This is a genomic window from Brevundimonas sp. EYE_349, from assembly GCF_023147505.1.
Lineage (GTDB): Bacteria > Pseudomonadota > Alphaproteobacteria > Caulobacterales > Caulobacteraceae > Brevundimonas.
Window position 1 is genome coordinate 402,667 of record NZ_JAHXPB010000001.1, and the last position, 25,669, is coordinate 428,335.

Genomic DNA, 25,669 nt, shown 5'->3' on the forward strand with positions numbered 1-25,669 from the left:
TTCAAAGTCACGCCAGCTTCGGAAACGTAGGGAAGTCGATCTTGTCGATGGCTTCCACCAGCACATCGAACTCTGCCCCATAGCCATACTTCCGGCCCTCTGACGCGATGCCTTTGTGGCCAGAGAGAATGTCGCTGATGTTCTCTTGGATGATGCCACGGGCCTGACGCTTGAAGCTGTGTCGGAACGAGTGGAACACCTTGACCTTCGGCTCGTCGAACCCTTGGCCTTTGACCTTGGCGTTCGCCGCCGTCCAGAAGCCCCACCATTTGGAGAACTGTTTGGTTGCAGCTTCCTCGTCGTTCGGATCGTGAGGGAGTTCGGGGAAGACGAAGCCACCCTTGGGCTGGTTCTTCACATACTCGATAAAGCCAAGTTCGATCAGCTTCTTGTGGACCGGCACAAAGCGGGCTGACGACTCGTTCTTAAGGTCTCGGCCAGTCCAGTCGAACGCCCAGCGGCTGCCGACTTTCACCAGTTCAGACACGCGAGCGCCGCCGATCTCTTCCATGCGGACGCCATGCCAGAGGGCGAAGATGGGGAGCCAGTAGTAGGCATCCTTGACAAGCACGGCGCCCGGCTCCTTGGCGTAGCCGTAGCGACCGCCCTTCCGGTCGAGCATCTTGTCCGCGCCATGGAACAAAGGTGCGGAGAAGATCGCGGCTACGTCGTCGGCATCGTAGGGCTTCCGCTTGATCGCAGCGGCCGGTTTCTTCGGCATGACCACACTGACGGGATTGAACGGAATGAGCCGCCGACCATGGGCGAAGGTCCAGACCATATTGAAGTGACGCCAATAGCCGTAGGTCGTCGTTTCCGACAGGCGCGGATAGCCCGGCTCGTCGCGCTCGAACTTGGCGATGACCTCTAGGAAGCCCAGCTTCGAAACGTCCTTCTTGGTGAAGGGGTATTTCCGCAGTTCCAGCTTGAAGCGGTCGAGGTCTTGGTGGTCGATGTCCGCCATCGGCTTGTCATTCAGGAAGCTGACCAACAGCTTGAAGTAGGCGCGGACCCGCTCGGGTTCCTTGGGCTGCTCGCTGGCGTTCCACATCTCGAACGCCTCCATGATCCGCAGGGAGTTGGCCGCAGGTTGCGTCAGCGCCACAGGAGCCGGAGCCGAGACATCTTGGATGATCGTCTCTGGCCAATGGTCGAAGTCACCTCCCCGGAAACGCTCGATGTGGCGTTCGACGTTGGCCCATGCATCGGCGAACAAGGTCGCCAGCTTGGGAAGGATCGGGTGAGCCGGATCGGCACCGACGCCTTGCGAGTTCAGGGCATCGGAAAACGTCGGATAGAATGTCGGGATGCTGCCGATGTCATGGACCGACAGCTTGTATCGAATGTCGGACAGGCGAACGGCTTCATCCGAGAACTTGGCGAAGGCCGGGGTCACGTCGTTCCAGTGTTCATCATAAGATCGCTGGATGCTGGCAATCCGCCAGCGCTCGATAGCCGCAAGGGCGTGGTCGCGAGGTATGATGATCCGTGTTTGGACGGCAGACGGGAGCGGGGTTGGTGCGACGTGAACGCTTGCGGCTTTCACCTGAGCTTCCAGCGCGGCCAAGATCGGAACAGCCCGGTTTCGGGCTTCAGTTTTGTCCTTAGTCCGAAGCGACTTCCAGACCTGATTCTTGCCCGCGAAGGCGTGGCGCGCGACAGGCGGAATGTTGAGGACGACGTAGTAGGTCGAACCCCGAAGCATGACGTTTTGCATGAAGGTCATTATTAGCAGATTTCTTTAGCACGATGGCCCGAAACCCTTGAAGATTGGGCTAATCGGGGCTGCGCCTGAGACTGCTAATCGGTGGCTGGGGAACTAGGACTCGAACCTAGAATGACGGTACCAAAAACCGTAGTGTTACCATTACACCATTCCCCAGCAGGACCGGCGTTTCCGCAGCGCTCTGTGCGGCGGAGGCGGTCAGATAGGCCAAACCGATTTGGGATGCAACACCCTCTTTCACGACTATTTTCGGTCTGTGCGAAGAAGGTCGAAATGGGTGCTTGCGGCCTCTCGAACCCATGGCTATAAGCCGCGTCCTCACTTCGGGGCGACGCCTTATGGCCCATCCCCACGGTCGGAGTGTGGCTCAGCCTGGTAGAGCACTGCGTTCGGGACGCAGGGGTCGGAGGTTCGAATCCTCTCACTCCGACCATCTTCTCCTTCGAGATTTCCGACGATCATGCGTCGCCCGACGCGCGGTCAATCATCGTTCGCCGCCGCCTCCATCGCCTGGCGCGCCACAGCGTTCAGATGCGCTCCGACCGACTCGATGGTCCGCAAGCCCAAGGCCGTTCGACGCGCCGTCAGATCGGTCGAACCGGCGTCGTAATCGGCCATCAGTCGGCGCACGAAGTCGCCGTCCTGAACCTCGACCAACACCTGATCCATCGCCTGTCGCGATTCCGGGCCGATGACGCGCGGGCCTGTCAGATAGGCGCCGTATTCCGCCGTGTTGGAAATCTTGGCGAAGGCGCCCGCGACGCCGCGTTCGTACATCAGGTCGGTCACCAGCTTGGTCTCGTAGAAGCACTCGAACCACGCCACCTCTGGCGGATAGCCGGCGGTCACCAGCTTCATGAAGGCCGCGTCGATCAGTTCGGCGATTCCGCCGCACAGCACCACCTGTTCGCCAAACAGATCGCTCTCGCACTCGTCGCGCATCGTGGTTTCAAGAATGCCCTTTCGCCCGCACCCCAGCGCCGCCGCATAGGACAGACCCAAGGCGTGGGCGTCGCCGGTGGCGTCCTGCTGCACGCCGAACAAGCAAAAAACGCCCTCGCCAGCCTCGTACAGGTCGCGGATGCGCGGCCCTATGCCCTTCGGCGAGGCCAGGATCACGTCCAGATCCGCGCGTGGTTCAACCAGTCCGAATCGGACCGACAGGCCGTGGGCGAACACCAAGGCCGCGCCCGGCCGCACGTTCGGCTCCAACTCGTCTCGCCACAGATCGCGGTGCGCCTCGTCGGACGTCATGACGGCCACCACATCGGCGCCCGCCGCCGCCTGACCGGCCGTCATCACCTCGAATCCATCGGCGCGCGCCAGATCGCGCGTCTTTGAGCCGGCCTTCAGCCCCACCACGATGTCGCTCACGCCAGAATCGCGCAGGTTCAGCGCATGGGTGCGGCCCTGACTGCCATAACCGATCATGGCCACGCGCTTGCCGCGAATGATCGAAAGGTCGCAGTCGCGGTCATGGAAGACGGGCAGAGGATTGGGTATGGTCTGGGTCATGGCCGTCTTCATAACCCCTTCCTCCGTCGTCGCCTTCTGGAAAGAGGCCGGACCCGAAAAGTGGTTCGCCAAGGACGATGCGTTCGACTCTCTTTTCCGCGAGCGGGGCCGCGACGTCCACTGGGCCGCCGCGCGGCGCGAACTGGACGACTGGATGGCGACGGCCGAGGGCGCCCTGGCGCTGCTAATCCTGCTGGACCAGTATCCGCGGAACAGTTTCCGCGGCACAGCGCATCAGTTCGCGACCGATCCGCTGGCGCTGATGTTCGCCAATCAGGCGGTGGCGCGCGAACTGCATCTGGCCGTCGAACCGGCGTTGAAGAACTTCATCCTGCTGCCGTTCGAACATTCCGAAAGGATCGAGGATCAGGACCGCTACATGGCTTTGATCGCCGGCGACGCGGAGTTGGAGAAGTGGGGCAAACTCCATCGCGACATCATCGTTCGCTTCGGCCGCTTCCCCCACCGAAACGCGGCACTGGGCCGTCAGACTACACCTGAAGAACAGGCCTTTCTGGACGACGGCGGATTCGGGGGCTGATTCGCCCACAAGTATCTCCAGCCCCTAGCGTATTGATAAAATTCAAGACGCGACCCTTTAGTTAGGAAGTTCTTAAGTGACTCAGCGCGGCCTTGGCCGAGGTTGGGGACATGATGATGGACGGCAGCGGGCAGTTTGCTACTGGATCGGACTTGAGGTCATCGCCCCTGAACGAGCCCCTATCCGCGCCGGCCGATCATCCTGAGCGTCAGTATCTAAATCTGCTGCACGACATCCTGAACAACGGCGTGAGGCGCGACGACCGCACCGGCACCGGGACCCTGGGCGTGTTCGGTCGCCAGATGCGGTTCGATCTGACCAAGGGTTTTCCTGTCCTGACGACCAAGAAGCTGCACCTGCGCTCCATCATCGTCGAACTGCTGTGGTTCCTGCGCGGCGAGACCAACATCGCCTATTTGAAGGATAACGGCGTCCGCATCTGGGATGAATGGGCCGACGCCGAAGGGGAGCTGGGGCCGGTTTACGGCAAACAGTGGCGTTCCTGGACCGCGCCCGACGGTCGGGTCATCGACCAGATCGAGAAACTGGTCCACGGCTTGAAGACCAATCCTAACAGCCGCCGCCACATCGTCACCGCTTGGAACCCGGCGGACGTGGACGACATGGCCCTGCCGCCCTGTCACTGCCTGTTTCAGTTCTTCGTCGCGGACGGCAAACTCAGCTGCCAGCTGTATCAACGCAGCGCCGACGTCTTCCTGGGCGTGCCGTTCAACATCGCCTCCTACGCATTGCTTACGATGATGCTGGCCCAGGTCGTGGGGCTGGAGGCGGGCGACTTCGTCCACACCTTTGGCGACGCCCACCTGTATCTGAACCATCTGGAACAGGCCGAGCTTCAGCTGACGCGCGAGCCCCTGCCCCTGCCGGTCATGCGGATCTCGCCCAAGACCGACCTGTTCGCCTTCGAGCTGAGCGACTTCACGCTGGAGGGCTATGAGGCCTGGCCGCACATCAAGGCGGCTGTGGCGGTCTGATGAACGTCAAGGACCTGCAGGCCGACGTCCTGCGCATTTCCGACATCTATGCGGCCGAACACGACATCGACCGTGATCGGGACTGGGCGATGTTGAAGCTGCAGGAAGAATTGGGCGAACTGACCGCCGAGCATCTGCGCCTGACCGGCCGTGCGCGGGGAGCGCCCGATACCCACGCGCTGGGCGACGAGGCGGCGGACGTGCTCGGGATGTTGCTGATCTACTGCGCTCGATCAGGCGTCGATCTGGAGCAGGCCATACAGCGCAAATGGCTGAAATGGCTGGAGCCGCAAGCCGCGCCCTAAACCTCCGGTGCAATCATGATCATCGGCTTCAGGCGCTGAACAAGGTCCTGGTCCGTCGTGATCCGATCCACCACGATGCGGTTCTTCATCATCCCCATCTGCATCGTGGCGCGGAAGGCGATCACCTCGCCGGGCGCGGCGATGAAGCCTTCCAGCGTCGGCTTGTTCTGCTTGCCGGCCAGGCCGCCGAACGCCATCGAAAGCTGGTGGCCGCCGGGCGCGACGGAGACGGCGGTGAAGCGCGGGCTCTTAAGCTGGGCCACGAACCGATCGTCCAGCGACAGATCCAGCCCCGCCGCCTTGCCCACGAAACCCTCGCGATAGACGATCAGCAGGGCCTGGTCGTGGGACTGGGGTCGGAACTCCAGCGTGGCCTGCTTCTGCTCCGGAGTCGCGGCCTTGCCCCGCTTCGTACCGACCAGATTGGCCATGATGTAGGCGGTGAACACGCCGAAGAAGGCGCCGGCCATGATTGGCAAAAACCCGGAACGCGCCCCCAGCGACGAGAAGAAGAACGCCAGGCCGAAGCTGACGGCGAAGCCGACCACCAAACCGATGATGATGGAGGGGATATACTTGCTCATGGCTGGGCTCGCGTTCATGGGTGGCCCACCTCAACGCAGCAGTACGGTCAAGGTTCTTGCCCCAGCCCATCATCTCCCTGGTTGTCGCGCGTGGACGCAACGGCGTCATCGGTCGGGACGGCGACCTGCCCTGGCGGCTGCGCAGCGATCTGCAGCGCTTTAAGGCCATCACCATGGGCAAGCCGTGCTTGATGGGGCGCAAGACCTGGGAGAGCCTGCCGCTGAAACCCCTGCCCGGCCGTCTGAACCTGGTCATGACCCGAGACGAATCCTACGAGGCCGACGGCATGGCCAAGGGCGCCCTGGTCTGCTCCACCCTGGACGAAGCCATCGAGATCGGACGCGAAACGGCCCAGGACGACGGCGTGGACGAAATCTGCGTCATCGGCGGCACGGCCCTATTCGCGGCCGCCCTGCCCCGCGCCAAACGCCTTTACATCACCGAGGTCGACGCCGCCCCCGAAGGCGACGCCGTCTTTCCCTCGTTCGACGAAACGGCGTGGGTCGAGGTATCGTCGGAGTCGCATCCGGCAGGCGACAAGGACGATCACGCCTTCACCTTCCGCATTCTCGAACGTCGCTAGGAGACTTCCATGTACGTGACACGACCAACGACCTGCCGGGCTTTCGCGTGACCCGCCACATCGGCCTGGTGCGCGGCGTAACGGTGCGTTCGCGCAATGCCATCTCGGACGCTATCGGCGGCGTGCAGTCCATGCTGGGCGGGCGCGTCGGCGCCTATGTCAAACTGGCCGAGGCCGGTCGCCAGGAGGCATACGACGAACTGGTCAAACACGCCGAGGCCCACGGCGCGAACGCCATCCTGGCCGTCCGCTATGACGCCACTGAGATCATGCCCGGCGTGACCGAGGTGTTGGCCTACGGCACGGGCGTCATCGTCGAGCCGGCCTGACCGGCTCGACGACGCTGAACGGTCAGGACAGGCTCATCAAGGCCGAACGTTCGAAGTTCTGAAGCTCATCGGTGCGGCCATCGCGCACCTTGGCCACCCATTGCGGATCGGCCAGCAAGGCGCGGCCAACGGCGACCAGATCGAACTCCTCCGCCTCCAGACGGCGCAGCAGGCCGTCCAGCGACGCGGGCTGTGACGCCTCGCCGCCGAAGGCTGCGATGAACTCGCCGTCCAGGCCGACCGAACCCACGGTGATGGTCGGCTTGCCGGTCAGCTTCTTGGCCCAGCCGGCGAAATTCAGATCGGAACCGTCAAACTCCGGCTCCCAGAACCGGCGTTGCGAACAGTGGAAGACATCGACCCCGGCCTCCGACAACGGCGACAGCCATTCGGACATCTGATCCGGCGTCTCGGCGATGCGGGCTGCGTAATCCTGCTGTTTCCATTGCGACAGACGCAGAATGACCGGAATGTCCTCGCCCACGCCGTCACGCACGGCCTTGACGACCTCCACGCCGAACCGGGCGCGGTCGGCGATGGTCGCCCCGCCCCAGCGATCTTCGCGCGTATTCAGCCCGCCCCAGAAGAACTGATCGATCAGATAGCCGTGGGCGCCGTGGATTTCGACGGCGTCGAAACCCAGGTCGCGCGCGGCGCGGGCCGAGCGGCCGAAGGCGGCGATCACGTCGGCGACGTCCTCTTCGGTCATCGGCTCGAACTTGGCCTTGCCCGGCGCGGTCATGCCCGACGGGCTGTCGACCTTGCCCAGCGGCTCCCACTCCGCGCCCTGACCGCGCGCCGAGCCGACGTGCCATATCTGCGGCGCGATCAGGCCGCCGGCGGCGTGGACCTCGTCCACCACGGCCTTCCATTGCGGCAGGGCCTCGCCGTGGAAGACAGGCACATTGACGTCATTGCGCGCAGCCGGCCGCTCGATCACCGTGCCCTCGGTCACGATCAGTCCGACGCCGCCCTCGGCCCGCCGACGATAGTAGCCGGCGACATCGGACGTCGGCACGCCATTTGGCGAGAAGGATCGCGTCATGGGGGCCATGACGATACGGTTAGGCAGGGTCAGCCCCTTGACAGTGAAGGGGCGAAACAGGGCGTCGACGCTCATTGGCTATCCTTGGCGATTGGCAGCACCCAAGGTGGCGAATAGGGTTGCCTTTGAAAACCCCCGGCCCGACGGATTTTTCTAAAGGTCGAGCGCAGAGGCCGTCGCCGCAGCGATGATGTCGAAACGGCTAGCCACGTCGCCCAGGGGATCCGCCGCCGCCAACGGTCGTCCCGCATCGCCGGCCTGACGCAAGGCGGCGTCCAGCGGCAGGTCGCCCAGGAAGGGAATGGACAGCCGCTCCGCCTCGGCCTCTCCGCCGCCGCGACCGAAGACGTCGCCGCTCATATTCTCGATCAGGCCCAGGGTCGGCACGCCCACCTTCTGGAACAGGGTATGCGCCCGTCGCGCATCGGCCAGGGCCACCTCCTGCGGGGTGGAGACGATCACCGCTCCGTCCAGCGGCGTCTTCTGGATCAGGGTCAGTTGAACATCGCCCGTGCCAGGCGGCAGGTCGATGACCAGGACGTCCAGCGGGGCCTCTGAAGTGCCCCACCGCGTTTGGCTCAGCATCTGGGTTATGGCCTGCGACGCCATGGGTCCGCGCCAGATCATGGCGTCGTCCATCCTGGTCAGCAGCCCGACCGACATGGCTTTCAGCCCATGCGCCTGATGCGGGATGATGGCGCCATCCTCATAAGCCGGCTGACCGGAGACGCCCAGCATGGTCGGCAGCGACGGCCCATAGACATCGGCGTCCAGCACGCCGACCGACAGACCGCGACGCGACAGGGCGACGGCCAGATTGACCGCGACCGTCGACTTTCCCACCCCGCCTTTCCCGCTGGCCACCGCCAGGACGCGCCGGACGTGGGCGGGACGATCTGTCGGAACGGGCGCCTTGGGCCGTCCCTGATCGACGGCCGCTTTCGACAGGCCGGCCGTGCGCGGCGCGGGCGCCGACGCCGCTTCCGCCGTCAGGATGACGGACACTCGCGCCATGCCAGGAATAGCCTTCAGCGCAGCCTCGGCCGCATCGCGCACCGGGGCGTAGGCGGCCGCCTGGCGACGATCGACCTCCAGCGCGAAACCCGCGCGGTCGTCGGTCACGACCAGGCCCTGGACAAGGCCGGCGGCGACCAGCCCCTGGCCCGACAAGGGGTCGATGACGGCGTCCAGAGCGGCGATGACGGCGGTGCGTTCGACCAAGACGATCTCCCAGAAGGCTTGCAGGCGATAAGGCGCGCGTTCTATCGCCGTCCAAGCCCTGCCGCGAGCCTCGATTTGCCCAAACCGCCATCCGTCACCTTGCTCGCCGGCCCCACTGCGTCCGGCAAATCCGCGTGGGCGTTGAAGATGGCGCTCGAAACCGGCGCGGTGATCATCAACGCCGACAGCCAGCAACTCTACGCCGACCTGCGCATACTGACGGCCCGCCCCTCGCCCGAGCATGAGGCGCTGGTCGACCATCGGCTGTATGGCGTGGTCGATGCGGCCGAGGCCTGGTCGGTCGGCAAATGGAGCCGCGCCGTTCTCGATCTGCTGGCCGAACTGCGCGACGAAGGCCGTCCGGCCATCCTGGTCGGCGGCACTGGCCTCTACTTCATGGCGCTGACGCGCGGTCTGGCCGAGATTCCCCCGGTGCCGTCATCGGTGCGTGACAGGACCGAGGCAGACTATCTGCAGGACGGCGAGGCCGCCTTCCGCCAGCGATTGGCCGAGGTCGATCCGGCCTCCGCGCTCGCCATCGAACAGGGCGACCGCCAGCGGCTGGTGCGGGCCATGAGCGTCCATGCCGCCACGGGCCGCACCATCAGCGCCTGGAAGGCGGAGACCCGGCCCCTCCTGTCGCCAAGCGACTGGACCGGCCTGGTGATCGAACCTGAGCGGGCGCGGCTTTACGAAAACTGCGACCGCCGCGTGGACCAGATGATGGACGAAAGCGTGCTGACAGAGATTCGGGCCCTGATGCAGCGAAACCTGGACCCCACGCTGCCCGTGATGAAGGCTGTCGGTCTGCGGGAACTGACCGCGCATCTATCGGGCGAAACCGACATCTCGACCGCCGTCGCCGCCCTGAAGCAGGCGACCCGAAATTACGCCAAGCGCCAGTTGACCTGGTTCCGAAACCAGACCGCGGAATGGTCGCGAATCCAAGGCCCTTAGACAACGCGCTTGGAAAGCGTCCGCCATCGCCCTATATTAGAACCGTCCGGTTTCGGCCGGACTATGGCGATAAACGCGCTTGTAATAAGCGGACCGGACCCGGGTGCGATTCCCGGCGGCTCCACCAACTTTCTCCCCGCGTTATCGGCGGAGGCGACATGGGGCCGACTAGCATCGACGGACGTGTAAAGAGGATTGCTTTCGCTCGTCCTGGCCCACCGTATCGGGCCATTTTCTAACTGCGAACGATAACTTCGCTGGAGAAGTCGCTCTCGCCGCGTAATGCGGTTCGGGTGATTTCGAACCTTAAGTCCTAGGGGTTCAGATCCTTGGGCGGGGCCTGTCGGGAGCCTGGCAACAGAATCCCGGCGCTTTACCGTAATGACATCTATCGTCCGCGCCCCAGCGCCGCTATCAGTCGCGCTCTGTTGCGAGGTGACGATGAGCGACCAGACCCCTCCGGTCGATGAGATGCAGTATGAGCGGCTGGCGCACGAGGCCCTTCGTGGCGTCATGCGCGCGGCGTTGGAACGGGTGCTGTCTGACGGCCTGCCCGGCGCACATCATTTCTACATCACCTTCAAGACCCGCGCTCCGGGCGTCAGCGTCGCCCCCGATATCCTGGCGAAATACCCCGACGAGATGACGGTCGTTTTGCAGCATCAGTACGAGGACCTGCGCGTCGAGGCGGACAAGTTCTCCGTCAAGCTGCGCTTTGGCGGCATGCCCAAGAGCCTGGTCATCCCCTATTCGGCCGTCACCCGCTTCTACGATCCCAGCGTGCAGTTCCTGCTGCAGTTCGAGGAGCCGGAGATCGTCGAGGTGGTCGAGGAAACGCCGGCCCCGCCCCACGACCCGTCGCCCGCTTCGGATGGCCCCAAGGTCGTCTCGCTGGACCAGTTTCGCAAGAAATAGGCGTCAGGGCCGACGCGGATAGGAGCGGATCACGATCCGCTCTCTGTCGCCCTCGTGCCGCTCGACCAGAAGCCGTGCGACCTGAGCGTCGTCGTGGAACAGATAGCCCTTGATCGAATCCAGCAGCGCCTTGGCCAGATTGTCCAGGTCCATCCACGGCGGTTCGCCGACATGCTCCATGCGGATTTCCACGACATGGTCGCCCCAGGAAGGCCGCGCGCCGCGCCACTCCTTGCGCATGAACTCATAGACCAGCGGCTTGTAGTATTTGGCCTGGGTCGTCAGGCCGTCGATCACGATCTCGACCGCGTCGCCGTCTTCGCGCGCCCTGACCTTGCCGGTCCCGATCCAACCGGCGGTCAAGGGCGTAGGCCCGCCGTGCAAACCTTGGGCGAAGGGTCCAGAAGTCGAGCCGAGCGGATGGCGACAGGCGGGATCAATCGTTCTTGGGCGTCGGCTGGCATCTTTTGTATTCGCCGCGCGACATCAAACCCCTGGATCACCTTACCAAAGGCGGCGAAACCCTGACCATCGGGATTACGCATCCCGCCAAAGTCGAGACTGGGCGTATCCTCGATCACGATGAAGAAACTGGAGGTGGCTGTGTCCGGCCCATCACGCGCCATCGACAGGGTTCCGGCGGTGTGGCGCAGGCCGGTGTCTCGCGTTCGCTCCAGCACGATGGGCGGACGCGAGTCGTCGTCACTGCCGCGCGGGGTCGCCGCCTGGATCACATCGATGGGGTGGGGATTGGCGGTATTGGTCGACCGGACGACGGTGCGGAAGAAACTGCCGCCGTCATAGTCCCCGAAGACGACATAGCCGATGAAGTTGCAGGCCGTCACCGGCGCCGCCGCGGCATCCAGCGCCAACACGATCCCACCGGCAGACGTCTCCAGGGCCACGCGGGGACGCTGTGGATCGACCTGGGTCGTCGCACAGCCTGCGAGCGCCAGCAGCGCCGCAGCCGCCATCGCCTCTCGCCTCATGGCCGTCCCCTCGCCTTGCCCTGCATGACGACCGTGCTACACCGCCGCGCAACCCATCGCCACGCCTGACAGACGAGATTTCCGCCCATGAGCAACGTCCGTATCGAAACCGACACTTTCGGCCCCATCGAGGTCGCCGCTGATCGTTACTGGGGCGCCCAGGCGCAGCGTTCGCTGGGCAACTTCAAGATCGGCTGGGAAAAACAGCCCCTGCCAGTCGTGCGCGCGCTCGGCATCGTCAAACGGGCGGCCGCCGAAACCAACCGCGACCTGGGCAAGCTGGACCCCGCCCTGGCGGAAGCCATAGTCAAGGCCGCCAACGAGGTCATCGAAGGTAAGTTGAACGACCACTTCCCGCTGGTCGTCTGGCAGACGGGTTCGGGCACCCAGTCGAACATGAACGCCAACGAGGTGATCTCGAACCGCGCCATCGAGATCCTGGGCGGCGAGATGGGCTCCAAGAAGCCGGTCCACCCCAACGACCACGTGAACATGAGCCAGTCGTCCAACGACACCTATCCCACGGCCATGCACGTCGCCTGCGCCGAACAGGTGGTCAACGACCTGCTGCCCGCGCTGAAGCACCTGCACGCTGCGCTGGACGCCAAGGCCAAAGCCTGGGCCCACATCATCAAGATCGGCCGCACCCACACCCAGGACGCGACCCCCCTGACGCTGGGTCAGGAGTTCGGCGGCTATGCCCAGCAGGTCGAGAACGGAATCAAGCGCATCGAACAGACCCTGCCCGCGCTTATGGAACTGGCCCAGGGCGGCACCGCCGTCGGCACGGGCCTGAACGCCCCCATCGGTTTCGCTGAAAAGGTCGCCGCCCAGATCGCCGAGATCACCGGCCTGCCCTTCACCACGGCGCCGAACAAGTTCGAGGCCCTGGCCGCCCACGACGCCATGGTCTTCAGCCACGGCGCCATCAACACGGTCGCCGCCTCCCTGTTCAAGATCGCCAACGACATCCGCTTCCTGGGCTCCGGCCCGCGTTCGGGTCTGGGCGAACTGGCCCTGCCGGAGAACGAGCCGGGTTCGTCGATCATGCCGGGCAAGGTCAACCCGACCCAGTGCGAAGCCCTGACCCAGGTCTGCGTCCAGGTGTTCGGCAACAACGCCGCCCTGACCTTCGCCGGATCGCAGGGCCACTTCGAACTGAACGTCTATAACCCCGTGATGGCCTACAACTTCCTGCAGTCGGTGCGTCTGGTCGCCGATGCGGCCATCAGCTTCACCGACAACTGCGTCGTCGGCATAGAGGCGCGTGAGGATAATATCGCGCGCGGCCTGAACAACTCGCTGATGCTGGTCACGGCGCTGAACGGCAAGCTGGGCTATGACATCTGCGCCAAGATCGCCAAGACGGCGCACAAGAACAGCACCACCCTGCGCGAAGAAGCCGTAGGCGGCGGCTATCTGACCGACGCCGAGTTCGACGAGGCCGTCCGTCCCGAGAAGATGATTTCCCCGGGCTGAGCCTCGAGACAGACCCATAAGGACACGGCCGGTTCTCGCAGGAGAACCGGCCGTTTTCGTTTCTGCAGCGACTAAGGCTTGTCGCGGATCGTGCGCCCGACCGGCGCCAGCGCCAGCTTGGCCAGTTCCAAATCTTTCAGAGCGAACGGAATGCCGATGATCGAAACGAACTCGGCGACCGCGATCATCAGATGAGACAGGGCGATGTACCAACCCGCGAACACGAACCAGATCACGTTCAGCACCACGCCCAAACACCCGGCCACAGGGTGCGCCTCCTGCCAGACGATCTCGCGGCCAAACGGCCAAGACGAGTAGCCGGCGATACGCCAAGCCGCGAAGGTCCACGGCAGACCAACCACGGTCAACGCCAGGATCGCGCCGCCAAGCAACCACAGCAGGCCCGACAGCCAGCCCCCGAACACGAACCACAGAATATTCAGGATCAATCGGATCACGGGGCGGCTCCAGCATGGCGGTTCTGCATGGCGAGATACCGAAAAGGCCCCGCCGGTGACAGCGGGGCCTCCATCCGTAACGCCTTCCTTGACGTCTAGTGCGGCTTTTCCGACCAGCGCGACTTGGCCTCGTCCTTGGTCAGGGTCAGATGGACGTGTTTGTCATCGACGCTGGCGACCCAGCTGACGGGGATCAAATGGTGTTTGAAACCCCCGGCCAAATCCATCTTCGCCAGTTCGATCTGGTCGCCGAGCACGTGGTCCACGCGACCGACATGACCGCCGTCCGAACCGACGACTTCCAGATGTTCCTTGATGAGTGAAACGTCGACCATGGTGTCTCCAATACAGGGTTTGTCCTGTCTGCGAGAACGTGAGCCTCCTGCCGGGGTTTCAAACGGCGACGCTTAGGAATGCGCCTTGTCTCTGGCGGCCGGAACCGTGACGCTGTATGTGACGGGCGTTCATACACACTGGAACTGAGCGAATGCGGCGGATCGGGTTTGGTCTTTTCGGCGTCGTTATGGCCTTGGCGCTGTCCGCTTGCGGCACGCTGGATCGGCCCACGGGTCCGCTCAGGATCGCGGACGGAACCTTGGTCAAGGCCGAGGATCCCCGTATTCGCAGCAACGACCAGGCGCGCCTGCAAGCCTTCACCCAGGAAATCGCCGGCCGTCTCCGCCCCGATCATCCGACAACCATCCTGGCGCTGTCTGGCGGCGGGGCCAACGGCGCCTATGGCGCAGGCCTTTTGACGGGCTGGAGCGAGCATGGGGACCGACCGACCTTCGACGTGGTGACGGGGGTCAGCACCGGCGCCCTCGCCGCCCCCTTCGCCTTCCTGGGCTCGGACTGGGATGACGAACTGCGCCACGCCTACACCAGCGGCGGGGCCAGCAATATCCTGAGCTGGCGCAGCTTCGCCGCCTTCCTGAACCCCAGCCTGTTCTCGTCACAGGTCCTGCGCAATCTGGTCGACGACAATGTCACCCCCGAACTTCTGCAAGCCGTGGCGCGCGAACACGCCAAGGGGCGTCGCCTGCTGGTCGCGACGACCGATCTGGACAGCGAGCAGACCGTCATCTGGGACATGGGCCTTCTGGCCAGCCAGGGCGACGACAATGCGCGCGAGTTGTTCAAGGAGGTGCTGGTCGCCTCGGCCAGCATTCCAGGCGTCTTTCCGCCCGTTCTGATCGCTGGCCTGCAGGGCCATGATAAGGTGGTGCTGGAGATGCACGTGGACGGCGGGGTGAACACGCCGTTCCTGGCCATTCCAGAGGACCTGATGCTGTGGACACGGCCTCGCGACGAGGGTCGCGTCGGCGCTCTCTACGTCATCATCAACGGCCAGACGGGCCGCAACGACGGCGTCACCCCTGGCCGTTTGTCGGGCATCCTGTCGCGCACCTACGACAGCATGAGCAAGGCGTCTCTACGCACCCATCTGGCGATCACCACGGCCTTTGCTCAGCGGAACGGCCTGGACATGTCGCTGTCGGCCATTCCCGACAATGTAGAGGCGTCCAGCCTGAAGTTCGATCAGGAAACCATGTCCGCCATGTTCGAACTGGGCCGTCAACGCGGCCGCGGCCCGGATGCCTGGACCCGGCTGGACAAGAAGCAGGCCGACCAGCCCTTCATCCCCCAGACCCGCGTGGACGAAAGCCAGGTGCCGGCCGTCCTGGCGCCCGAGCCGTCCAGAAAGCCTGACCAAGCCGAAACGCCCAAGACCTGATCGTGGGCGAGATCGTCAACCTGAACCGCGCCCGCAAGTCCCGGGCCAAGGCGAGCCAGAAGGCCGAGGCCGCCGCCAACCGGGTCGCCCACGGCCGCACGAAAGTCGAGAAACAGGCCGCCAGCCTGGATCAGGCCCGCGCGTCCCGCCTGCTGGACGGCAAGAAGCGCGAAACACCCGACGACTAGGTCTTAGGCGCTCGGATCAGCATGACCTGCCCCGCCAGCACCAGGCCCAGACCGATCAGGGCGCTCCAGCCGAAGCGCGCGCCTTCGAACATCACCGACACGAGCATGGCGATGGGCGGCGTCAGGGCCGAGATATAGCTGGCCAGGGCGTACCCCCGCTGGCGGGCGATGGTGAAATACAGGCCGAAGGCGATCACAGACCCGAACAGCGAAAGGTGCAACAACGACAGCAGATAGGCCGGCGTCGGCTCGATCCGCCACGTCACGCCCGTCGCAAATCCATACAGCGCCAGCATCGCGGCGCCGTAAGCCATCGCCCAGGCTGTCGCGGGCAGAACCGGCGCCCCCGCCTGTTGCGAACGCCAGGCGAACCAGTTGCCGAGCGCCGAAGCCAGCACCGCCGTCAAGGCGAAGGCCACGCCCAGTCCCGGATTGAGGCCCGCCCCATTCGTCGCCATCTGCCCATAGGACAGGACGCTGACCCCGATCACGCCGAACACCGCGCCCATCCAGGCCAAAGGCGCCGCCTTCTGTCCCGCCAGCACCCGGAACAGGATCAGGTTCACGAAGGCCAGGGCCGCGAAAATGACCGCCACGACGGCCGAGGCCACCTGCCCCTCGGCCGCATAGACAAAACCATAGCTCACCGCGAAGACGAAGGCGCCCTGGCCGATGGCGGCCATATGCTGCGGCCGTGTCAGCCCCAGCGGACGGCGCGTCGCCGCACAGAAGCCAAACAGCACGACGGCGGCCAGACCGAAGCGCCAAACGATGGAGACGACCGAATCCACCGGCCCCAGCTGCAGGGTGATCGCATACCAGGTCGTGCCCCAGATCAGGGCGCAGGCGGCGATGGCGGCGATGGCGAAGCGGCGGCTCAAGCGCGGTCTCCAGACAGGCGCGCCCCGCTTATCAGCCCCAAGGCCCTTCCGCCCCTCACATCTTGCGCCCGAGTGTGACATGCTGGCCCAAAAAAGGAGATCGTCATGCGAAACGCCGTCTTCGTTCTGCCCGCCGCCGTGGTGCTGGCCGCCTGCGCCACGCCGAGCCAAACGCCGCCGCCGATGACCACGGGCACGACCATCGTCAATGTCACCGCCCTCGATCGCGAACGGATCATGCTGCCGCCCGGCCATGTGCTGACGGTGCGGGTCGAGGATGTCAGCCTGGCCGACGCCCCCGCCCAGGTCCTGGCGGAAACGCGACAGACCCTGACTGGCGGACCGCCCTATTCGGTCACGCTGGGCTTTCCGACATCGCAGATCGATCCACGTCGCACCTATGCCGTGCGGGCCGAAATTCGCGATCCGTCCGGCGCCCTGGTCTTCACGACCGACACGCGCCACGCCGTCCTGACCCATGGCGCGCCGGCGTCGGCCGAGATCGTGCTGAAGTCCGCACGTTGAGCGGCCTGTCCAAACGTTCCGTCGCCCTTGCGGGTCATGCGACATCGGTGGCGCTGGAGCCCGAGTTCTGGGCCGTGCTGGACCGGATCGCGGCGACGCGCAGCCTCAGCAAGGCCCAACTTCTGGCCGAGATCGACGCCGGGCGCGGACGACGTCCGTTGGCTTCGGCCTGCCGCCTGCTTGCGCTGGACTGGGTGGCGGACAACGGGCACGCGGCATAACCTGGCGAGAATGGAGATGCGATCATGAGCGACAATCGTCTGGTCCCCGCTGCGTTGTTCGGCGGACTGCTCGCTGTCGGCTTTATCGGCGCGGGCGCCCTGATCGGCCAGGGGGTGATCCATGCCCGCGCCGGCGACCGCACGGTGACGGTGCGCGGCCTGTCAGAGCGAAACGTAAAGGCCGACCTGGCGGTGCTGCCGCTTCGGTTCACGGCCTCTGGCGATGTCCTGTCCGAAGTGCAGGGCAAGATCGACAATGACCTGGGCCTGGTCCGCCGTTTTCTGACCGGCCAGGGCTATCCCGCGTCCGCCATCGAACTGGGACGGCTGGAGGTCGCTGATACCCGGTCACGCGAATACGCCGCTCAGAACGGCGGCCCGCGCTTCATCCTGGCCCAGACGGTGGTGGTGCGGACCAACGACGTCGCGCGCGTCCAGGCCACGACCCGCGCCTTGAACGACCTGGTTCGCCAGGATGTGGTGCTACAGGACTTCCAAGGCCCGTCCTACATCTTCACCAAGCTGAATGACGTTCGGCCGCAGATGATCGCCGAGGGCACGGCCGCGGCCCGCGCCGGCGCCGAACAGTTCGCCAAGGACAGCGGAACGCCGCTGGGGCCCATCCGCCAGGCGACGCAGGGCTCCTTCGAGATCCTGCCCCGCGACGGCTCCGGCGACAACGAGGGCGCCTCGATCGACAAGAAGGTGCGTGTCGTGACGACCATCACTTACAGCCTGAAATAGCGCTGTCGTCACAGGCGTCTTGCGTGCCGATCACGGAAGCGGGGCGCTTGGCGGAAGGATCGGCCTCGGCGGCGCCGGGGCCGCCCATCTCGACCAGCACGACCCACGCCCCCAGCAAGACGAACATCCCGAGCATGCCCGCCGTAAAGGCGATCCAGCCGGAGCGACCCCTCTGTCGTTGGGCGCTCGACGCCGCCCGGTCGATGTTGGTCGTGCGTTGCATCGCAACAGGGAACCGGCCGTCGGACCGGCAGGTTCCGTGTTTTGATTGCGGCGCCGGCCCTGACATTGCCTTTCGGTCCCCTTATGTTCCGCTCTCGATTCTGCCTGACGCCCCTGAACGACGGATAGTTCTTCGCCCGTGACCGATCTTCCCGCCCCCCGTATTTCCGACCTGGCCCGCGCCCGCGCGCCCGAGGAGGCGCAGGCGCGCGACTATCTGGCCGGGCTGAACCCCGAACAGCGCGAAGCGGTGGAGACGACCGAGGGGCCGGTGCTGGTGCTGGCGGGCGCGGGCACGGGCAAGACGCGGGTTCTGACAACCCGACTGGCGCACATCCTTGCGACGGGCCGGGCCAAGCCGTGGGAGCTGCTGGCCGTCACCTTCACCAACAAGGCCGCGCGCGAGATGCGCGAGCGGATCACCCATCTGATCGGCCCATCGGCTGAAGGTTTGCGCTGGCTCGGCACCTTCCACTCCATCGCCGCCCAGATTCTGCGCCGGCACGCCGAACTGGTCGGGCTGAAGTCCACCTTCACCATCCTGGACACGGACGACCAGGAACGGGTGCTGAAACAGCTGTTGGAAGCGGCCAATGTCGACACCAAGCGCTGGACGCCCAAATCGCTGTCGGGCCTGATTGACCACTGGAAAAACCGCGGTTGGACGCCCGATAAGCTGCCGCCCGGCGAAGACTTCGCCAACGGCAAGGGTCAGGGCTTGTATGCCGCCTATCAGGCGCGGCTGCGCTCGCTGAACGCCTGCGACTTCGGCGACCTTCTGCTGCACAACATCACCATCCTGTCGCAGCACGCGGACCTGGCCGAAGAATACCGCCGTCGCTTCCGCTACATCCTGGTGGACGAGTATCAGGACACCAATGTCGCCCAGTATCTGTGGCTGCGGCTGCTGACGGCCTCGACCGGCAATGTCTGCTGCGTCGGCGACGACGATCAGTCGATCTATGGCTGGCGCGGCGCGGAGGTGGACAACATCCTGCGGTTCGAGCGTGACTTCCCCGGCGCCAAGATTGTCAAGCTGGAGCGCAACTATCGCTCGACCCGTCATATCCTGGGCGCAGCGTCCGGCCTGATCGCCGCCAACCGCGATCGTCTGGGCAAGACCCTGTGGACCGAGGACGACGGCGGCGACAAGGTGCGCGTGCGCGGCGTCTGGGACGGCGAGGCCGAGGCCCGGCTGATCGGCGACGAGATCGAAACCGCGCGCCGCCCCCACGCCGGCGAACCCGGCCTGAAATACAAGGACATGGCCATCCTGGTCCGCGCCTCGTTCCAGATGCGCGCGTTCGAGGAACGGCTGGTCATGCTGGCCATCCCCTACACAGTCATCGGCGGGCCGCGCTTCTTCGAGCGGGCGGAAATCCGCGACGCTCACGCCTATCTGCGTCTGATCCTGTCCGAAGACGACGACCTGGCGTTCGAGCGGATCGTCAATGTGCCGAAACGCGGCATCGGCGACACCTCGGTGCAGAAGATCCTTCAGATCGCCCGCGAACACGGCCTGTCGGCCCTGACCGCCGTGCGCGGCCTGATCAACACCGACGAGCTTCAGGCCCGCACCCGCACCGCCCTGTCCAACTTCGTGCGCGACATCGACCGCTGGCGCGTGCTGTGCGAGACCACGCCCCACTGGCAGGTCATGGAGACGGTGCTGGAGGAAAGCGGCTATACCGACATGCAAAAGGCCGACCGCACCAGCGGCCAGACGCGGCTGGAAAACCTGAAGGAGCTGGTTCAGTCGATGCAGCAGTTCGAGACGCTTCAGGCCTATCTGGAGCACGTCTCGCTGGTCATGGACCTGGAGCGCGCCAACAGCGACGATCCCAACGGCGACGGGGCGGTGCAGATCATGACCCTGCACGGCGCCAAGGGGCTGGAGTTCCCTCTGGTCTTCCTGCCCGGCTGGGAGGAAGGCGTCTTCCCCTCACAGCGCAGCATCGACGAGAAGGGCGAAAAGGGTCTGGAGGAGGAACGCCGCCTGGCCTATGTGGGCGTGACTCGCGCCAAGCAGGATGCGCGGATTTCGTTCGCCGCCAACCGGCTGGTCTATGGCCGCTGGACCTCGCAACTGCCCAGCCGCTTCGTCGACGAACTGCCCATCGCACACGTCGATCCGCAATCCGACACCGGCTACTACGGCGCCTCGGCCGGAATGAAGGAAGCCAAGAGCCGCTGGGACGACGCGCCATCGTTCGGCAGCGGCTATTCCTCGCCCGGCTGGAAACGCGCCCAGAGCTTCACCGCCGCCCAGACGCCCGCGCGCATTCCCGCCCGCAAAGCCGTCATCGAAGGCGACGGCCGCCTGGTCGCCACCGCCGTCAAATCAAGCTCGAAATGGGCCAAGGGCGAGCGGGTCTTCCACCAGAAGTTCGGCTACGGAAACGTCCGTGTCATCGAGGGCAACAAGTTGCTGGTCGAGTTCGAGAAGGCGGGAGAAAAGCGCGTGATCGACAGCTTTGTCGAGAAGGCCTAGATCTGGCGATCTACCGCAATTGAAATAGCCGCCCATAGCAGCCCTTTAGGCGGGCTAAGGCCGTTTACAGGATCGAAAAACGGCCCCGAAATCCATTTCGGGGCCGTTTGTGTGCCGGAATCAGAGGTGAATGGTGCGCCCGTAGGCGTCCAGCGCCGCCTCGTGCATGGCCTCCGACATCGTCGGGTGCGGATACACGATGCCGTGTATGTCCTCTTCCGTCGCCTCCATGGTGATGGCGGTGACGTAGCCCTGGATCATCTCGGTGACTTCGTGGCCCATCATGTGGGCGCCGATCAGGGCGCCGGTCTTGGCGTCGAAGATCACCTTGACGAAGCCGTCAGGCTCGCCCGCCGCAACGGCCTTGCCATTCACGCGGAAGGGGAAGCGGCCGATCTTGACGTCGCGCTTCTCGGCGCGGGCGGCCTGTTCGGTCACCCCAACCGAAGCGACCTGCGGCTGGGCGTAGGTGCAGCCAGCGATGGGCGAATGGACGTTCGGCGTCTTGTAGCCGGCGATGTGTTCGGCGGCGTGGATCCCTTCATGCGACGCCTTGTGCGCAAGCCAGGGCGCCCCGGCGCAGTCGCCGATGGCGTACAGGCCCTTGACGTTGGTCTGGCAGTGGCTGTCGGTCTTGATGTGGCCGCGGTCCAGTTCGACGCCCAGCGCCTCCAGACCGATGCCGTCGGTGTTGGCGGTGATGCCGACCGCAGAAATGCAGACCTCGGCCTCCAGCGTTTCGGCCTTGCCGCCGATCTCGACATCCACCTTCACACCCGTCGCGCTCTTGGTCACCTTGGTCACCTTGGCGCCGACCTTGAACTTGATGCCGCGCTTTTCGAACGACTTTTGCGCCGCCTTGGAGACCTCTTCGTCCTCCACCGGCATGATGCGGTCCACGGCCTCCACGACCGTCACCTCGGCGCCCAGGGCGCGATAGAAGCTGGCGAACTCAATGCCGATTGCGCCCGAACCGATGACGACAAAGGTCTTGGGCATTTTCTTGGGCGCCAGGGCGTCGCGATACGCCCAGATCTTGTCGCCGTCGGCTTCCAGACCGATCTGCGGCAAGGCGCGGGCGCGGGCGCCGACGGCCAGCATCACCGACTTGGCCTCAACGGTGCGCGATCCGCCCGCCTTCAGGGCGATCACGACCTTGGGCGCAGCCGCCCCCTTCTCCAGCTTGGCCGCGCCTTCGATCACCTCGATCTTGTTCTTCTTCATCAGGAAGGCGACGCCCTTGTTCATCGTCGCCGCGACGCCGCGCGAGCGCTGGATGATGGCGTCGAAGTCGAACGACGCGCCGGACGCCGACAGACCGTATTCCTTCAGGTGCGACAGGCTCTCGAACTTCTCGCCCGACTTCAGGAGGGCCTTGGTCGGGATGCAGCCCCAGTTCAGGCAGATGCCGCCCAGATTCTCGCGTTCCACGATGGCGACCTTCTGGCCCAGTTGACTGGCGCGGATGGCCGCGACGTAACCGCCGGGGCCCGAGCCGATAACGACGAGATCGAATTCAGCAGCCATTAGATCAACTTCTCGATGTCGGCCTTGATGGCCTCGGGTTCAGTCTGCGGGGCGTAACGGGCGACCACCCTGCCCTCGCGGTCGGTCAGGAACTTGGTGAAGTTCCACTTGATGGCCTGGGAGCGCAGGAAGCCCCGCTTCTGCTGGGTCAACCAGGCATAGAGCGGATGCCGGTTCGGCCCGTTGACCTCCACCTTGTCGAACAAGGGGAAGCTCACGTCGAAACTGGCGGCGCAGAAGGCGGCGATCTCCGCCGCCCGGCCGGGCTCCTGATTGCCGAACTGGTTGCAGGGAAAGCCCAGCACCTCGAACGGCGCATCCGCGAAATCCCGGTGCAGCTTCTCCAGACCGTCATACTGGCCGGTGAAGCCGCACTTGGACGCCGTGTTCACGATCAACAGCGCCTGACCGCGAAAGCGGTCCAGCGAGACGTCCGCGCCGTCGATGGCCCGGGCGGAGAAGTCATAGACCGAGGTCATGACCTCACCCTCCCCTTACGCCAGCATCGCGACGGGATCTTCGATCAGCGGCTTGAACGCCTGCAGGAAGCGGGCGCCGGTCGCCCCATCCACCACGCGGTGATCGCAGGTCAGGGTCACGGTCATGACGGTGGCCGCGACGATCTGGCCATCCTTGACGACGGCGCGCTGCTCGCCCGCGCCCACGCTCATGATGCAGCCCTGCGGCTCGTTGATGATCGAGGTGAACTGCTTGATGCCGAACATGCCCAGATTAGACACCGAGAAGGTGCCGCCCTGGAACTCTTCCGGCTTCAGCTTGCGGTCGCGGGCGCGCTTGGCTAGGTCCTTGGACTCGGTGGCGATCTGCGCCAGACCCTTGGTCTCTGCCTTCCTGATGATCGGCGTGATCAGGCCGCCATCGATGGCCACGGCCATGGAGACGTCGGCATTGTGATGCATGGCGATGCCTTCCGGCGTGTAGGAGGCGTTCGCTTCCGGCACGGCCTTCAGCGCCAGGGCGGCCGCCTTGATGACGAAGTCGTTGACGGAGACCTTGATCCCCTGCGGCTCCAGCATCTTGTTGACCTTGGCGCGCACGGCCATCAACTGATCGATCTCGACATCGATGAACAGCGGGAAGTGCGGCACGTTCTGAACGCTGTCGACCATGCGACGCGCCACGGCCTTCTTCATGCCGTCCAGCGGGATCAGGTCGTAGCTGCCGTCGGGAATGCCCATCTGAGCCAGCGATTGCGCCTTGCGCGGTTCGGCTGCTGCGGCGGCGGTCGTCGTCGCGGTCGACGCGGCTGCGGGCTGGGCCGAACCCTTGCCGGCGGCCTCCACGTCGCGCTTGACGATACGGCCATGCGGGCCGGTGCCCTTGATCGACTTCAGATCGACCCCGTTCTGGGCAGCGATGCGACGCGCCAGGGGCGAGGAGAAGATGCGTTCGCCGTTGTCGGACTTGGGCGCCGCCGGCGCCGGCGCAGCGGCGGCCTTCGGAGCCTCGGCGGCAGACGCAGCCTTGGCGGCCTCCTGCGGTTTGGCGGCGGGCGCGTCTTCGGCTTTGGCCGCGGGCTTGGGCGCAGCAGCGCCGTCCTCGTCCTTCAGGCGGGCGATGGGCGTGTTGACCTTCACGCCTTCAGTGCCTTCAGCGACCAGAATGTCGGTGACTTCACCTTCGTCCACGGCCTCGACCTCCATCGTGGCCTTGTCGGTTTCGATCTCTGCGATCACGTCGCCGGCGGACACGACGTCGCCGACCTTGACGTGCCACTTGGCCAGCACGCCCTCCTCCATGGTCGGAGACAGGGCCGGCATCAGGATATCGGTCATCAGGCGTTTCCCCCGGTTTGCGTGGTCGGCTCGGCGACGGTGCGGACGTCGTTCGCCTTCACCACTTCGCTGAGACCTTCGAGGATGCGGTGGTAGGCCGCGGTTTCATCGTGATCGTGACGCACGGCGTAGCCATGAGCCATGTGACGCGCCGCATAGGCCAGCAGACGGCCGAACTGGATCGGATCGGTGAAGGCGGGCTTGACCGCCATCACCGGCTCTTCCTTGGACCACCACATCCGCAGCAGTTCGATGGCCTGGGGATCAGCCGCGACGCTGTCCGGCGTCGTCAGCATGAACTCCGAAGCCTCGGTCACGCCATCACCTGCTTCACGGCGGCGACGATCTTGTCAGCGCCCGGCAGCGACAGGGCTTCCAGGTTGGCGGCGTAAGGCAGCGGCACGTCTTCCTGGTGAACGCGCAGCGGCGGCGCGTCCAGATAGTCGAAGGCGTGTTCGATCACGCGGGCCACGACCTCGGCGCCCACGCCCATCGGACCCCAGCCCTCTTCGGCCGAGACCAGACGGTTGGTCTTCTTGACGCTTTCGACGATGGTCTCGTGATCCAGCGGACGCAGGGTGCGCAGGTCGATCACTTCGGCCTCGATCCCTTCTTCGGCCAGCTTCTCGGCGGCTTGCAGGGCGAAACCGACCATGCGGCTGTGCGCCGTGATGGTGACGTCCTTGCCTTCACGCCGGACCTTGGCCTTGCCGATGGGCAGGACATGGTCCTCGACCTCCGGCACGTCGAACTCCAGGCCGTACATCATCTCGTGTTCGAGGAAGACGACGGGGTTAGGGTCGCGGATGGCGGCCTTCAGCAGCCCCTTTGCGTCGGCGGCGTCATAGGGCGCGATCACCTTCAGGCCCGGAACCTGTGCGTACCAGGCGGAATAGTCCTGGCTGTGCTGGGCGCCCACGCGGCTGGCGGCGCCGTTCGGACCGCGGAAAACGATGGGCGCCTTGATCTGACCGCCCGACATATAGAGCGTCTTGGCGGCCGAGTTGATGATGTGGTCGATGGCCTGCATGGCGAAGTTGAACGTCATGAACTCGACGATCGGCTTCAGGCCCGCCATTGCGGCGCCGACGCCCAGGCCGGCGAAGCCGTGCTCGGTGATCGGTGTGTCCACGACGCGCTGGTCGCCAAACTCCTGCAGCAGGTCGCGGCTGACCTTATAGGCGCCCTGATACTGGGCGACTTCCTCACCGATCAGGAAGACGCGGTCGTCGCGACGCATCTCTTCGGCCATGGCGTCGCGCAGCGCGTCGCGCACGGTCGTCTTGACCAGTTTGGCGTCAGCCGGGATTTCCGGGTCGCGCAGTTCGACCTTGGGCGTCGAGGTTTGCGACGGCGCCTTTTCGGGGTCGCCGGTCTTGCCGTCAGCCGTCGCCTTGGGCGCATCGGCTTCGGCCTTGGCGGATTCAGCCTTGGGCGCAGGCGCTGCGGCGCCGTCTTCGCCGGCCAGACGCGCGATCGGCGTATTGACCTTCACGTTCTCGGAACCCTCGGCGACCAGGATTTCCAGCACTTCGCCTTCATCCACGGCCTCGACTTCCATCGTGGCCTTGTCGGTTTCGATCTCGGCGATCACCTGGCCGGCCGACACGGTGTCGCCCGCCTTGATATGCCATTTGGTCAGCGTGCCCTCTTCCATCGTGGGGGACAGCGCCGGCATCAGAATGTCGGTCACGGA

At 65.0% G+C, this 25,669-nt stretch carries 30 protein-coding genes, 2 tRNA genes and 1 other RNA gene; 16 read left to right on the forward strand and 17 right to left on the reverse strand.

From position 1 onward, the window contains the following. Positions 1-7: 7 nt before the first annotated feature. Together KZX42_RS02175 and KZX42_RS02180 are read right to left on the reverse strand one after the other, a co-directional pair. Positions 8-1,726, reverse strand: coding sequence for a DUF6538 domain-containing protein (locus tag KZX42_RS02175; protein WP_248116638.1), 1,719 nt, complete (start codon positions 1,724-1,726; stop codon positions 8-10). A gap of 82 nt (positions 1,727-1,808) precedes the next feature. Further along, positions 1,809-1,882, reverse strand: a tRNA-Gln gene (locus KZX42_RS02180). Between the two features lie 200 nt (positions 1,883-2,082). Here KZX42_RS02180 and KZX42_RS02185 point away from each other — a divergent pair. After that, positions 2,083-2,159 (forward strand) — tRNA-Pro (locus KZX42_RS02185). 47 nt (positions 2,160-2,206) lie between these two features. On the opposite strand, the gene ilvC is transcribed toward KZX42_RS02185, so the two are convergent. Beyond that, complete coding sequence (gene ilvC, locus KZX42_RS02190; RefSeq protein WP_248116640.1) at positions 2,207-3,241, reverse strand: ketol-acid reductoisomerase; 1,035 nt, start codon at positions 3,239-3,241, stop codon at positions 2,207-2,209. Between ilvC and KZX42_RS02195 the strand changes: the two genes are divergently transcribed. The 3 genes from KZX42_RS02195 (at position 3,240) to KZX42_RS02205 (ending at position 5,082) form a co-directional block, all read left to right on the forward strand. Continuing rightward, positions 3,240-3,782, forward strand: coding sequence for a DUF924 family protein (locus KZX42_RS02195; protein WP_248116642.1), 543 nt, complete (start codon positions 3,240-3,242; stop codon positions 3,780-3,782). The genes ilvC and KZX42_RS02195 overlap by 2 nt on opposite strands. Positions 3,783-3,934: 152 nt before the next feature. Then, positions 3,935-4,777 carry a thymidylate synthase gene (locus tag KZX42_RS02200; protein WP_248116645.1) on the forward strand — a complete coding sequence of 281 codons (843 nt, stop codon included), beginning with the start codon at positions 3,935-3,937 and terminating at the stop codon, positions 4,775-4,777. Continuing rightward, positions 4,777-5,082: a phosphoribosyl-ATP pyrophosphohydrolase gene (locus tag KZX42_RS02205; RefSeq protein ID WP_248116647.1), complete on the forward strand. Its 306-nt coding sequence runs from the start codon at positions 4,777-4,779 to the stop codon at positions 5,080-5,082. Before KZX42_RS02200 ends, KZX42_RS02205 begins: the two co-directional genes overlap by 1 nt. On the opposite strand, the gene KZX42_RS02210 is transcribed toward KZX42_RS02205, so the two are convergent. Continuing rightward, complete coding sequence (locus KZX42_RS02210) at positions 5,079-5,666, reverse strand: hypothetical protein (protein ID WP_248116649.1); 588 nt, start codon at positions 5,664-5,666, stop codon at positions 5,079-5,081. The genes KZX42_RS02205 and KZX42_RS02210 overlap by 4 nt on opposite strands. A gap of 56 nt (positions 5,667-5,722) precedes the next feature. On the opposite strand from KZX42_RS02210, the gene KZX42_RS02215 reads away from it, so the two are divergent. Beyond that, positions 5,723-6,250 (forward strand): dihydrofolate reductase, encoded by a 528-nt coding sequence (locus tag KZX42_RS02215; RefSeq protein ID WP_248116666.1) that lies wholly within the window; start codon positions 5,723-5,725, stop codon positions 6,248-6,250. Between the two features lie 32 nt (positions 6,251-6,282). Then, the gene (locus KZX42_RS02220) at positions 6,283-6,579 is read left to right on the forward strand and encodes a YbjQ family protein (RefSeq protein ID WP_282438773.1); all 297 of its coding nucleotides are present in this window, start codon (positions 6,283-6,285) and stop codon (positions 6,577-6,579) included. A 22-nt stretch (positions 6,580-6,601) separates the two neighbouring features. Here the strand turns inward: KZX42_RS02220 and KZX42_RS02225 are convergent, their stop codons facing one another. Both KZX42_RS02225 and KZX42_RS02230 read right to left on the reverse strand, forming a co-directional pair. Beyond that, positions 6,602-7,699 (reverse strand): NADH:flavin oxidoreductase, encoded by a 1,098-nt coding sequence (locus KZX42_RS02225; protein WP_248116670.1) that lies wholly within the window; start codon positions 7,697-7,699, stop codon positions 6,602-6,604. A 78-nt stretch (positions 7,700-7,777) separates the two neighbouring features. Beyond that, positions 7,778-8,845: an Mrp/NBP35 family ATP-binding protein gene (locus KZX42_RS02230; RefSeq protein ID WP_248116672.1), complete on the reverse strand. Its 1,068-nt coding sequence runs from the start codon at positions 8,843-8,845 to the stop codon at positions 7,778-7,780. A gap of 75 nt (positions 8,846-8,920) precedes the next feature. Here KZX42_RS02230 and miaA point away from each other — a divergent pair, with 75 nt between their 5' ends. From miaA to KZX42_RS02245, 3 genes are all read left to right on the forward strand, one after another. Next, positions 8,921-9,802, forward strand: coding sequence for a tRNA (adenosine(37)-N6)-dimethylallyltransferase MiaA (gene miaA / locus KZX42_RS02235; protein WP_282438748.1), 882 nt, complete (start codon positions 8,921-8,923; stop codon positions 9,800-9,802). A gap of 5 nt (positions 9,803-9,807) precedes the next feature. Further along, positions 9,808-10,175, forward strand: a transfer-messenger RNA (tmRNA) gene (ssrA, locus tag KZX42_RS02240). A 68-nt stretch (positions 10,176-10,243) separates the two neighbouring features. Next, positions 10,244-10,717 (forward strand): ClpXP protease specificity-enhancing factor SspB, encoded by a 474-nt coding sequence (locus tag KZX42_RS02245; protein WP_248116676.1) that lies wholly within the window; start codon positions 10,244-10,246, stop codon positions 10,715-10,717. Positions 10,718-10,720: 3 nt separating this feature from the next. Here the strand turns inward: KZX42_RS02245 and KZX42_RS02250 are convergent, their stop codons facing one another. Beyond that, positions 10,721-11,080, reverse strand: a complete 360-nt coding sequence (locus KZX42_RS02250) for a RusA family crossover junction endodeoxyribonuclease (protein WP_248116678.1) — start codon at positions 11,078-11,080, stop codon at positions 10,721-10,723. Beyond that, positions 11,077-11,706: a peptidylprolyl isomerase gene (locus KZX42_RS02255; protein ID WP_248116679.1), complete on the reverse strand. Its 630-nt coding sequence runs from the start codon at positions 11,704-11,706 to the stop codon at positions 11,077-11,079. The genes KZX42_RS02250 and KZX42_RS02255 overlap by 4 nt, the downstream gene beginning before the upstream one ends. 87 nt (positions 11,707-11,793) lie before the next feature. Between KZX42_RS02255 and fumC the strand changes: the two genes are divergently transcribed. Then, on the forward strand, positions 11,794-13,185 hold the full coding sequence (fumC, locus tag KZX42_RS02260) for a class II fumarate hydratase (protein ID WP_248116681.1): 1,392 nt from the start codon (positions 11,794-11,796) through the stop codon (positions 13,183-13,185). A 71-nt stretch (positions 13,186-13,256) separates the two neighbouring features. Here the strand turns inward: fumC and KZX42_RS02265 are convergent, their stop codons facing one another. Beyond that, on the reverse strand, positions 13,257-13,643 hold the full coding sequence (locus tag KZX42_RS02265) for a YccF domain-containing protein (RefSeq protein ID WP_248116683.1): 387 nt from the start codon (positions 13,641-13,643) through the stop codon (positions 13,257-13,259). A 95-nt stretch (positions 13,644-13,738) separates the two neighbouring features. Then, positions 13,739-13,978, reverse strand: coding sequence for a DUF2171 domain-containing protein (locus KZX42_RS02270; protein ID WP_248116685.1), 240 nt, complete (start codon positions 13,976-13,978; stop codon positions 13,739-13,741). A gap of 152 nt (positions 13,979-14,130) precedes the next feature. On the opposite strand from KZX42_RS02270, the gene KZX42_RS02275 reads away from it, so the two are divergent. Together KZX42_RS02275 and KZX42_RS02280 are read left to right on the forward strand one after the other, a co-directional pair. Continuing rightward, on the forward strand, positions 14,131-15,378 hold the full coding sequence (locus KZX42_RS02275; RefSeq protein ID WP_248116687.1) for a patatin-like phospholipase family protein: 1,248 nt from the start codon (positions 14,131-14,133) through the stop codon (positions 15,376-15,378). Positions 15,379-15,380: 2 nt separating this feature from the next. Beyond that, on the forward strand, positions 15,381-15,566 hold the full coding sequence (locus KZX42_RS02280) for a DUF4169 family protein (protein ID WP_248116689.1): 186 nt from the start codon (positions 15,381-15,383) through the stop codon (positions 15,564-15,566). Here KZX42_RS02280 and KZX42_RS02285 read toward each other — a convergent pair. Next, positions 15,563-16,447 carry an EamA family transporter gene (locus tag KZX42_RS02285; protein WP_248116691.1) on the reverse strand — a complete coding sequence of 295 codons (885 nt, stop codon included), beginning with the start codon at positions 16,445-16,447 and terminating at the stop codon, positions 15,563-15,565. The two genes, KZX42_RS02280 and KZX42_RS02285, sit on opposite strands and share 4 nt — an antisense overlap. Positions 16,448-16,552: 105 nt before the next feature. Here KZX42_RS02285 and KZX42_RS02290 point away from each other — a divergent pair, with 105 nt between their 5' ends. The 3 genes from KZX42_RS02290 to KZX42_RS02300 are packed head-to-tail and all read left to right on the forward strand — an operon-like array spanning position 16,553 to position 17,937. Continuing rightward, positions 16,553-16,972 carry a YbaY family lipoprotein gene (locus KZX42_RS02290; RefSeq protein ID WP_248116693.1) on the forward strand — a complete coding sequence of 140 codons (420 nt, stop codon included), beginning with the start codon at positions 16,553-16,555 and terminating at the stop codon, positions 16,970-16,972. Then, positions 16,969-17,193 (forward strand): ribbon-helix-helix domain-containing protein, encoded by a 225-nt coding sequence (locus KZX42_RS02295; protein ID WP_248116695.1) that lies wholly within the window; start codon positions 16,969-16,971, stop codon positions 17,191-17,193. Before KZX42_RS02290 ends, KZX42_RS02295 begins: the two co-directional genes overlap by 4 nt. Positions 17,194-17,217: 24 nt before the next feature. Beyond that, positions 17,218-17,937 (forward strand): SIMPL domain-containing protein, encoded by a 720-nt coding sequence (locus KZX42_RS02300; protein WP_248116697.1) that lies wholly within the window; start codon positions 17,218-17,220, stop codon positions 17,935-17,937. Here KZX42_RS02300 and KZX42_RS02305 read toward each other — a convergent pair. Beyond that, a complete protein-coding gene (locus KZX42_RS02305) occupies positions 17,918-18,160 on the reverse strand; it encodes a hypothetical protein (RefSeq protein ID WP_248116699.1) in 243 nt (80 codons plus the stop codon). The genes KZX42_RS02300 and KZX42_RS02305 overlap by 20 nt on opposite strands. A 138-nt stretch (positions 18,161-18,298) precedes the next feature. On the opposite strand from KZX42_RS02305, the gene KZX42_RS02310 reads away from it, so the two are divergent. Beyond that, on the forward strand, positions 18,299-20,650 hold the full coding sequence (locus tag KZX42_RS02310; protein ID WP_248116701.1) for a UvrD-helicase domain-containing protein: 2,352 nt from the start codon (positions 18,299-18,301) through the stop codon (positions 20,648-20,650). Between the two features lie 120 nt (positions 20,651-20,770). Here KZX42_RS02310 and lpdA read toward each other — a convergent pair whose 3' ends face one another. From lpdA to KZX42_RS02335, 5 genes are read right to left on the reverse strand one after another with little or no spacing between them, the layout of a single operon-like run. Beyond that, complete coding sequence (gene lpdA, locus KZX42_RS02315; RefSeq protein WP_248116703.1) at positions 20,771-22,177, reverse strand: dihydrolipoyl dehydrogenase; 1,407 nt, start codon at positions 22,175-22,177, stop codon at positions 20,771-20,773. Continuing rightward, on the reverse strand, positions 22,177-22,656 hold the full coding sequence (locus KZX42_RS02320) for a glutathione peroxidase (RefSeq protein WP_248116705.1): 480 nt from the start codon (positions 22,654-22,656) through the stop codon (positions 22,177-22,179). The genes lpdA and KZX42_RS02320 overlap by 1 nt, the downstream gene beginning before the upstream one ends. Before the next feature lie 15 nt (positions 22,657-22,671). Next, positions 22,672-23,973, reverse strand: a complete 1,302-nt coding sequence (locus tag KZX42_RS02325) for a pyruvate dehydrogenase complex dihydrolipoamide acetyltransferase (RefSeq protein ID WP_248116707.1) — start codon at positions 23,971-23,973, stop codon at positions 22,672-22,674. Continuing rightward, on the reverse strand, positions 23,973-24,290 hold the full coding sequence (locus tag KZX42_RS02330; RefSeq protein ID WP_248116709.1) for a DUF5076 domain-containing protein: 318 nt from the start codon (positions 24,288-24,290) through the stop codon (positions 23,973-23,975). Before KZX42_RS02330 ends, KZX42_RS02325 begins: the two co-directional genes overlap by 1 nt. Beyond that, positions 24,287-25,666 carry a pyruvate dehydrogenase complex E1 component subunit beta gene (locus tag KZX42_RS02335; protein ID WP_248116711.1) on the reverse strand — a complete coding sequence of 460 codons (1,380 nt, stop codon included), beginning with the start codon at positions 25,664-25,666 and terminating at the stop codon, positions 24,287-24,289. Before KZX42_RS02335 ends, KZX42_RS02330 begins: the two co-directional genes overlap by 4 nt. Positions 25,667-25,669: the final 3 nt, after the last annotated feature.

What these genes read in the sequence shown, in the direction of transcription:
- KZX42_RS02300 (WP_248116697.1), top strand. Translation starts at nt 17,218, where the DNA reads ATGAGCGACAATCGTCTGGTCCCCGCTGCGTTGTTCGGCGGACTGCTC.
- KZX42_RS02270 (WP_248116685.1), bottom strand. Translation starts at nt 13,978, where the DNA reads ATGGTCGACGTTTCACTCATCAAGGAACATCTGGAAGTCGTCGGTTCG.
- ilvC (WP_248116640.1), bottom strand. Translation starts at nt 3,241, where the DNA reads ATGACCCAGACCATACCCAATCCTCTGCCCGTCTTCCATGACCGCGAC.
- fumC (WP_248116681.1), top strand. Translation starts at nt 11,794, where the DNA reads ATGAGCAACGTCCGTATCGAAACCGACACTTTCGGCCCCATCGAGGTC.
- KZX42_RS02195 (WP_248116642.1), top strand. Translation starts at nt 3,240, where the DNA reads ATGGCCGTCTTCATAACCCCTTCCTCCGTCGTCGCCTTCTGGAAAGAG.
- KZX42_RS02175 (WP_248116638.1), bottom strand. Translation starts at nt 1,726, where the DNA reads ATGACCTTCATGCAAAACGTCATGCTTCGGGGTTCGACCTACTACGTC.
- KZX42_RS02320 (WP_248116705.1), bottom strand. Translation starts at nt 22,656, where the DNA reads ATGACCTCGGTCTATGACTTCTCCGCCCGGGCCATCGACGGCGCGGAC.
- KZX42_RS02255 (WP_248116679.1), bottom strand. Translation starts at nt 11,706, where the DNA reads ATGAGGCGAGAGGCGATGGCGGCTGCGGCGCTGCTGGCGCTCGCAGGC.
- KZX42_RS02205 (WP_248116647.1), top strand. Translation starts at nt 4,777, where the DNA reads ATGAACGTCAAGGACCTGCAGGCCGACGTCCTGCGCATTTCCGACATC.
- KZX42_RS02275 (WP_248116687.1), top strand. Translation starts at nt 14,131, where the DNA reads ATGCGGCGGATCGGGTTTGGTCTTTTCGGCGTCGTTATGGCCTTGGCG.
- KZX42_RS02225 (WP_248116670.1), bottom strand. Translation starts at nt 7,699, where the DNA reads ATGAGCGTCGACGCCCTGTTTCGCCCCTTCACTGTCAAGGGGCTGACC.
- KZX42_RS02290 (WP_248116693.1), top strand. Translation starts at nt 16,553, where the DNA reads ATGCGAAACGCCGTCTTCGTTCTGCCCGCCGCCGTGGTGCTGGCCGCC.
- KZX42_RS02305 (WP_248116699.1), bottom strand. Translation starts at nt 18,160, where the DNA reads ATGCAACGCACGACCAACATCGACCGGGCGGCGTCGAGCGCCCAACGA.
- lpdA (WP_248116703.1), bottom strand. Translation starts at nt 22,177, where the DNA reads ATGGCTGCTGAATTCGATCTCGTCGTTATCGGCTCGGGCCCCGGCGGT.
- KZX42_RS02210 (WP_248116649.1), bottom strand. Translation starts at nt 5,666, where the DNA reads ATGAGCAAGTATATCCCCTCCATCATCATCGGTTTGGTGGTCGGCTTC.
- KZX42_RS02245 (WP_248116676.1), top strand. Translation starts at nt 10,244, where the DNA reads ATGAGCGACCAGACCCCTCCGGTCGATGAGATGCAGTATGAGCGGCTG.
- KZX42_RS02325 (WP_248116707.1), bottom strand. Translation starts at nt 23,973, where the DNA reads ATGACCGATATCCTGATGCCGGCCCTGTCTCCGACCATGGAGGAGGGC.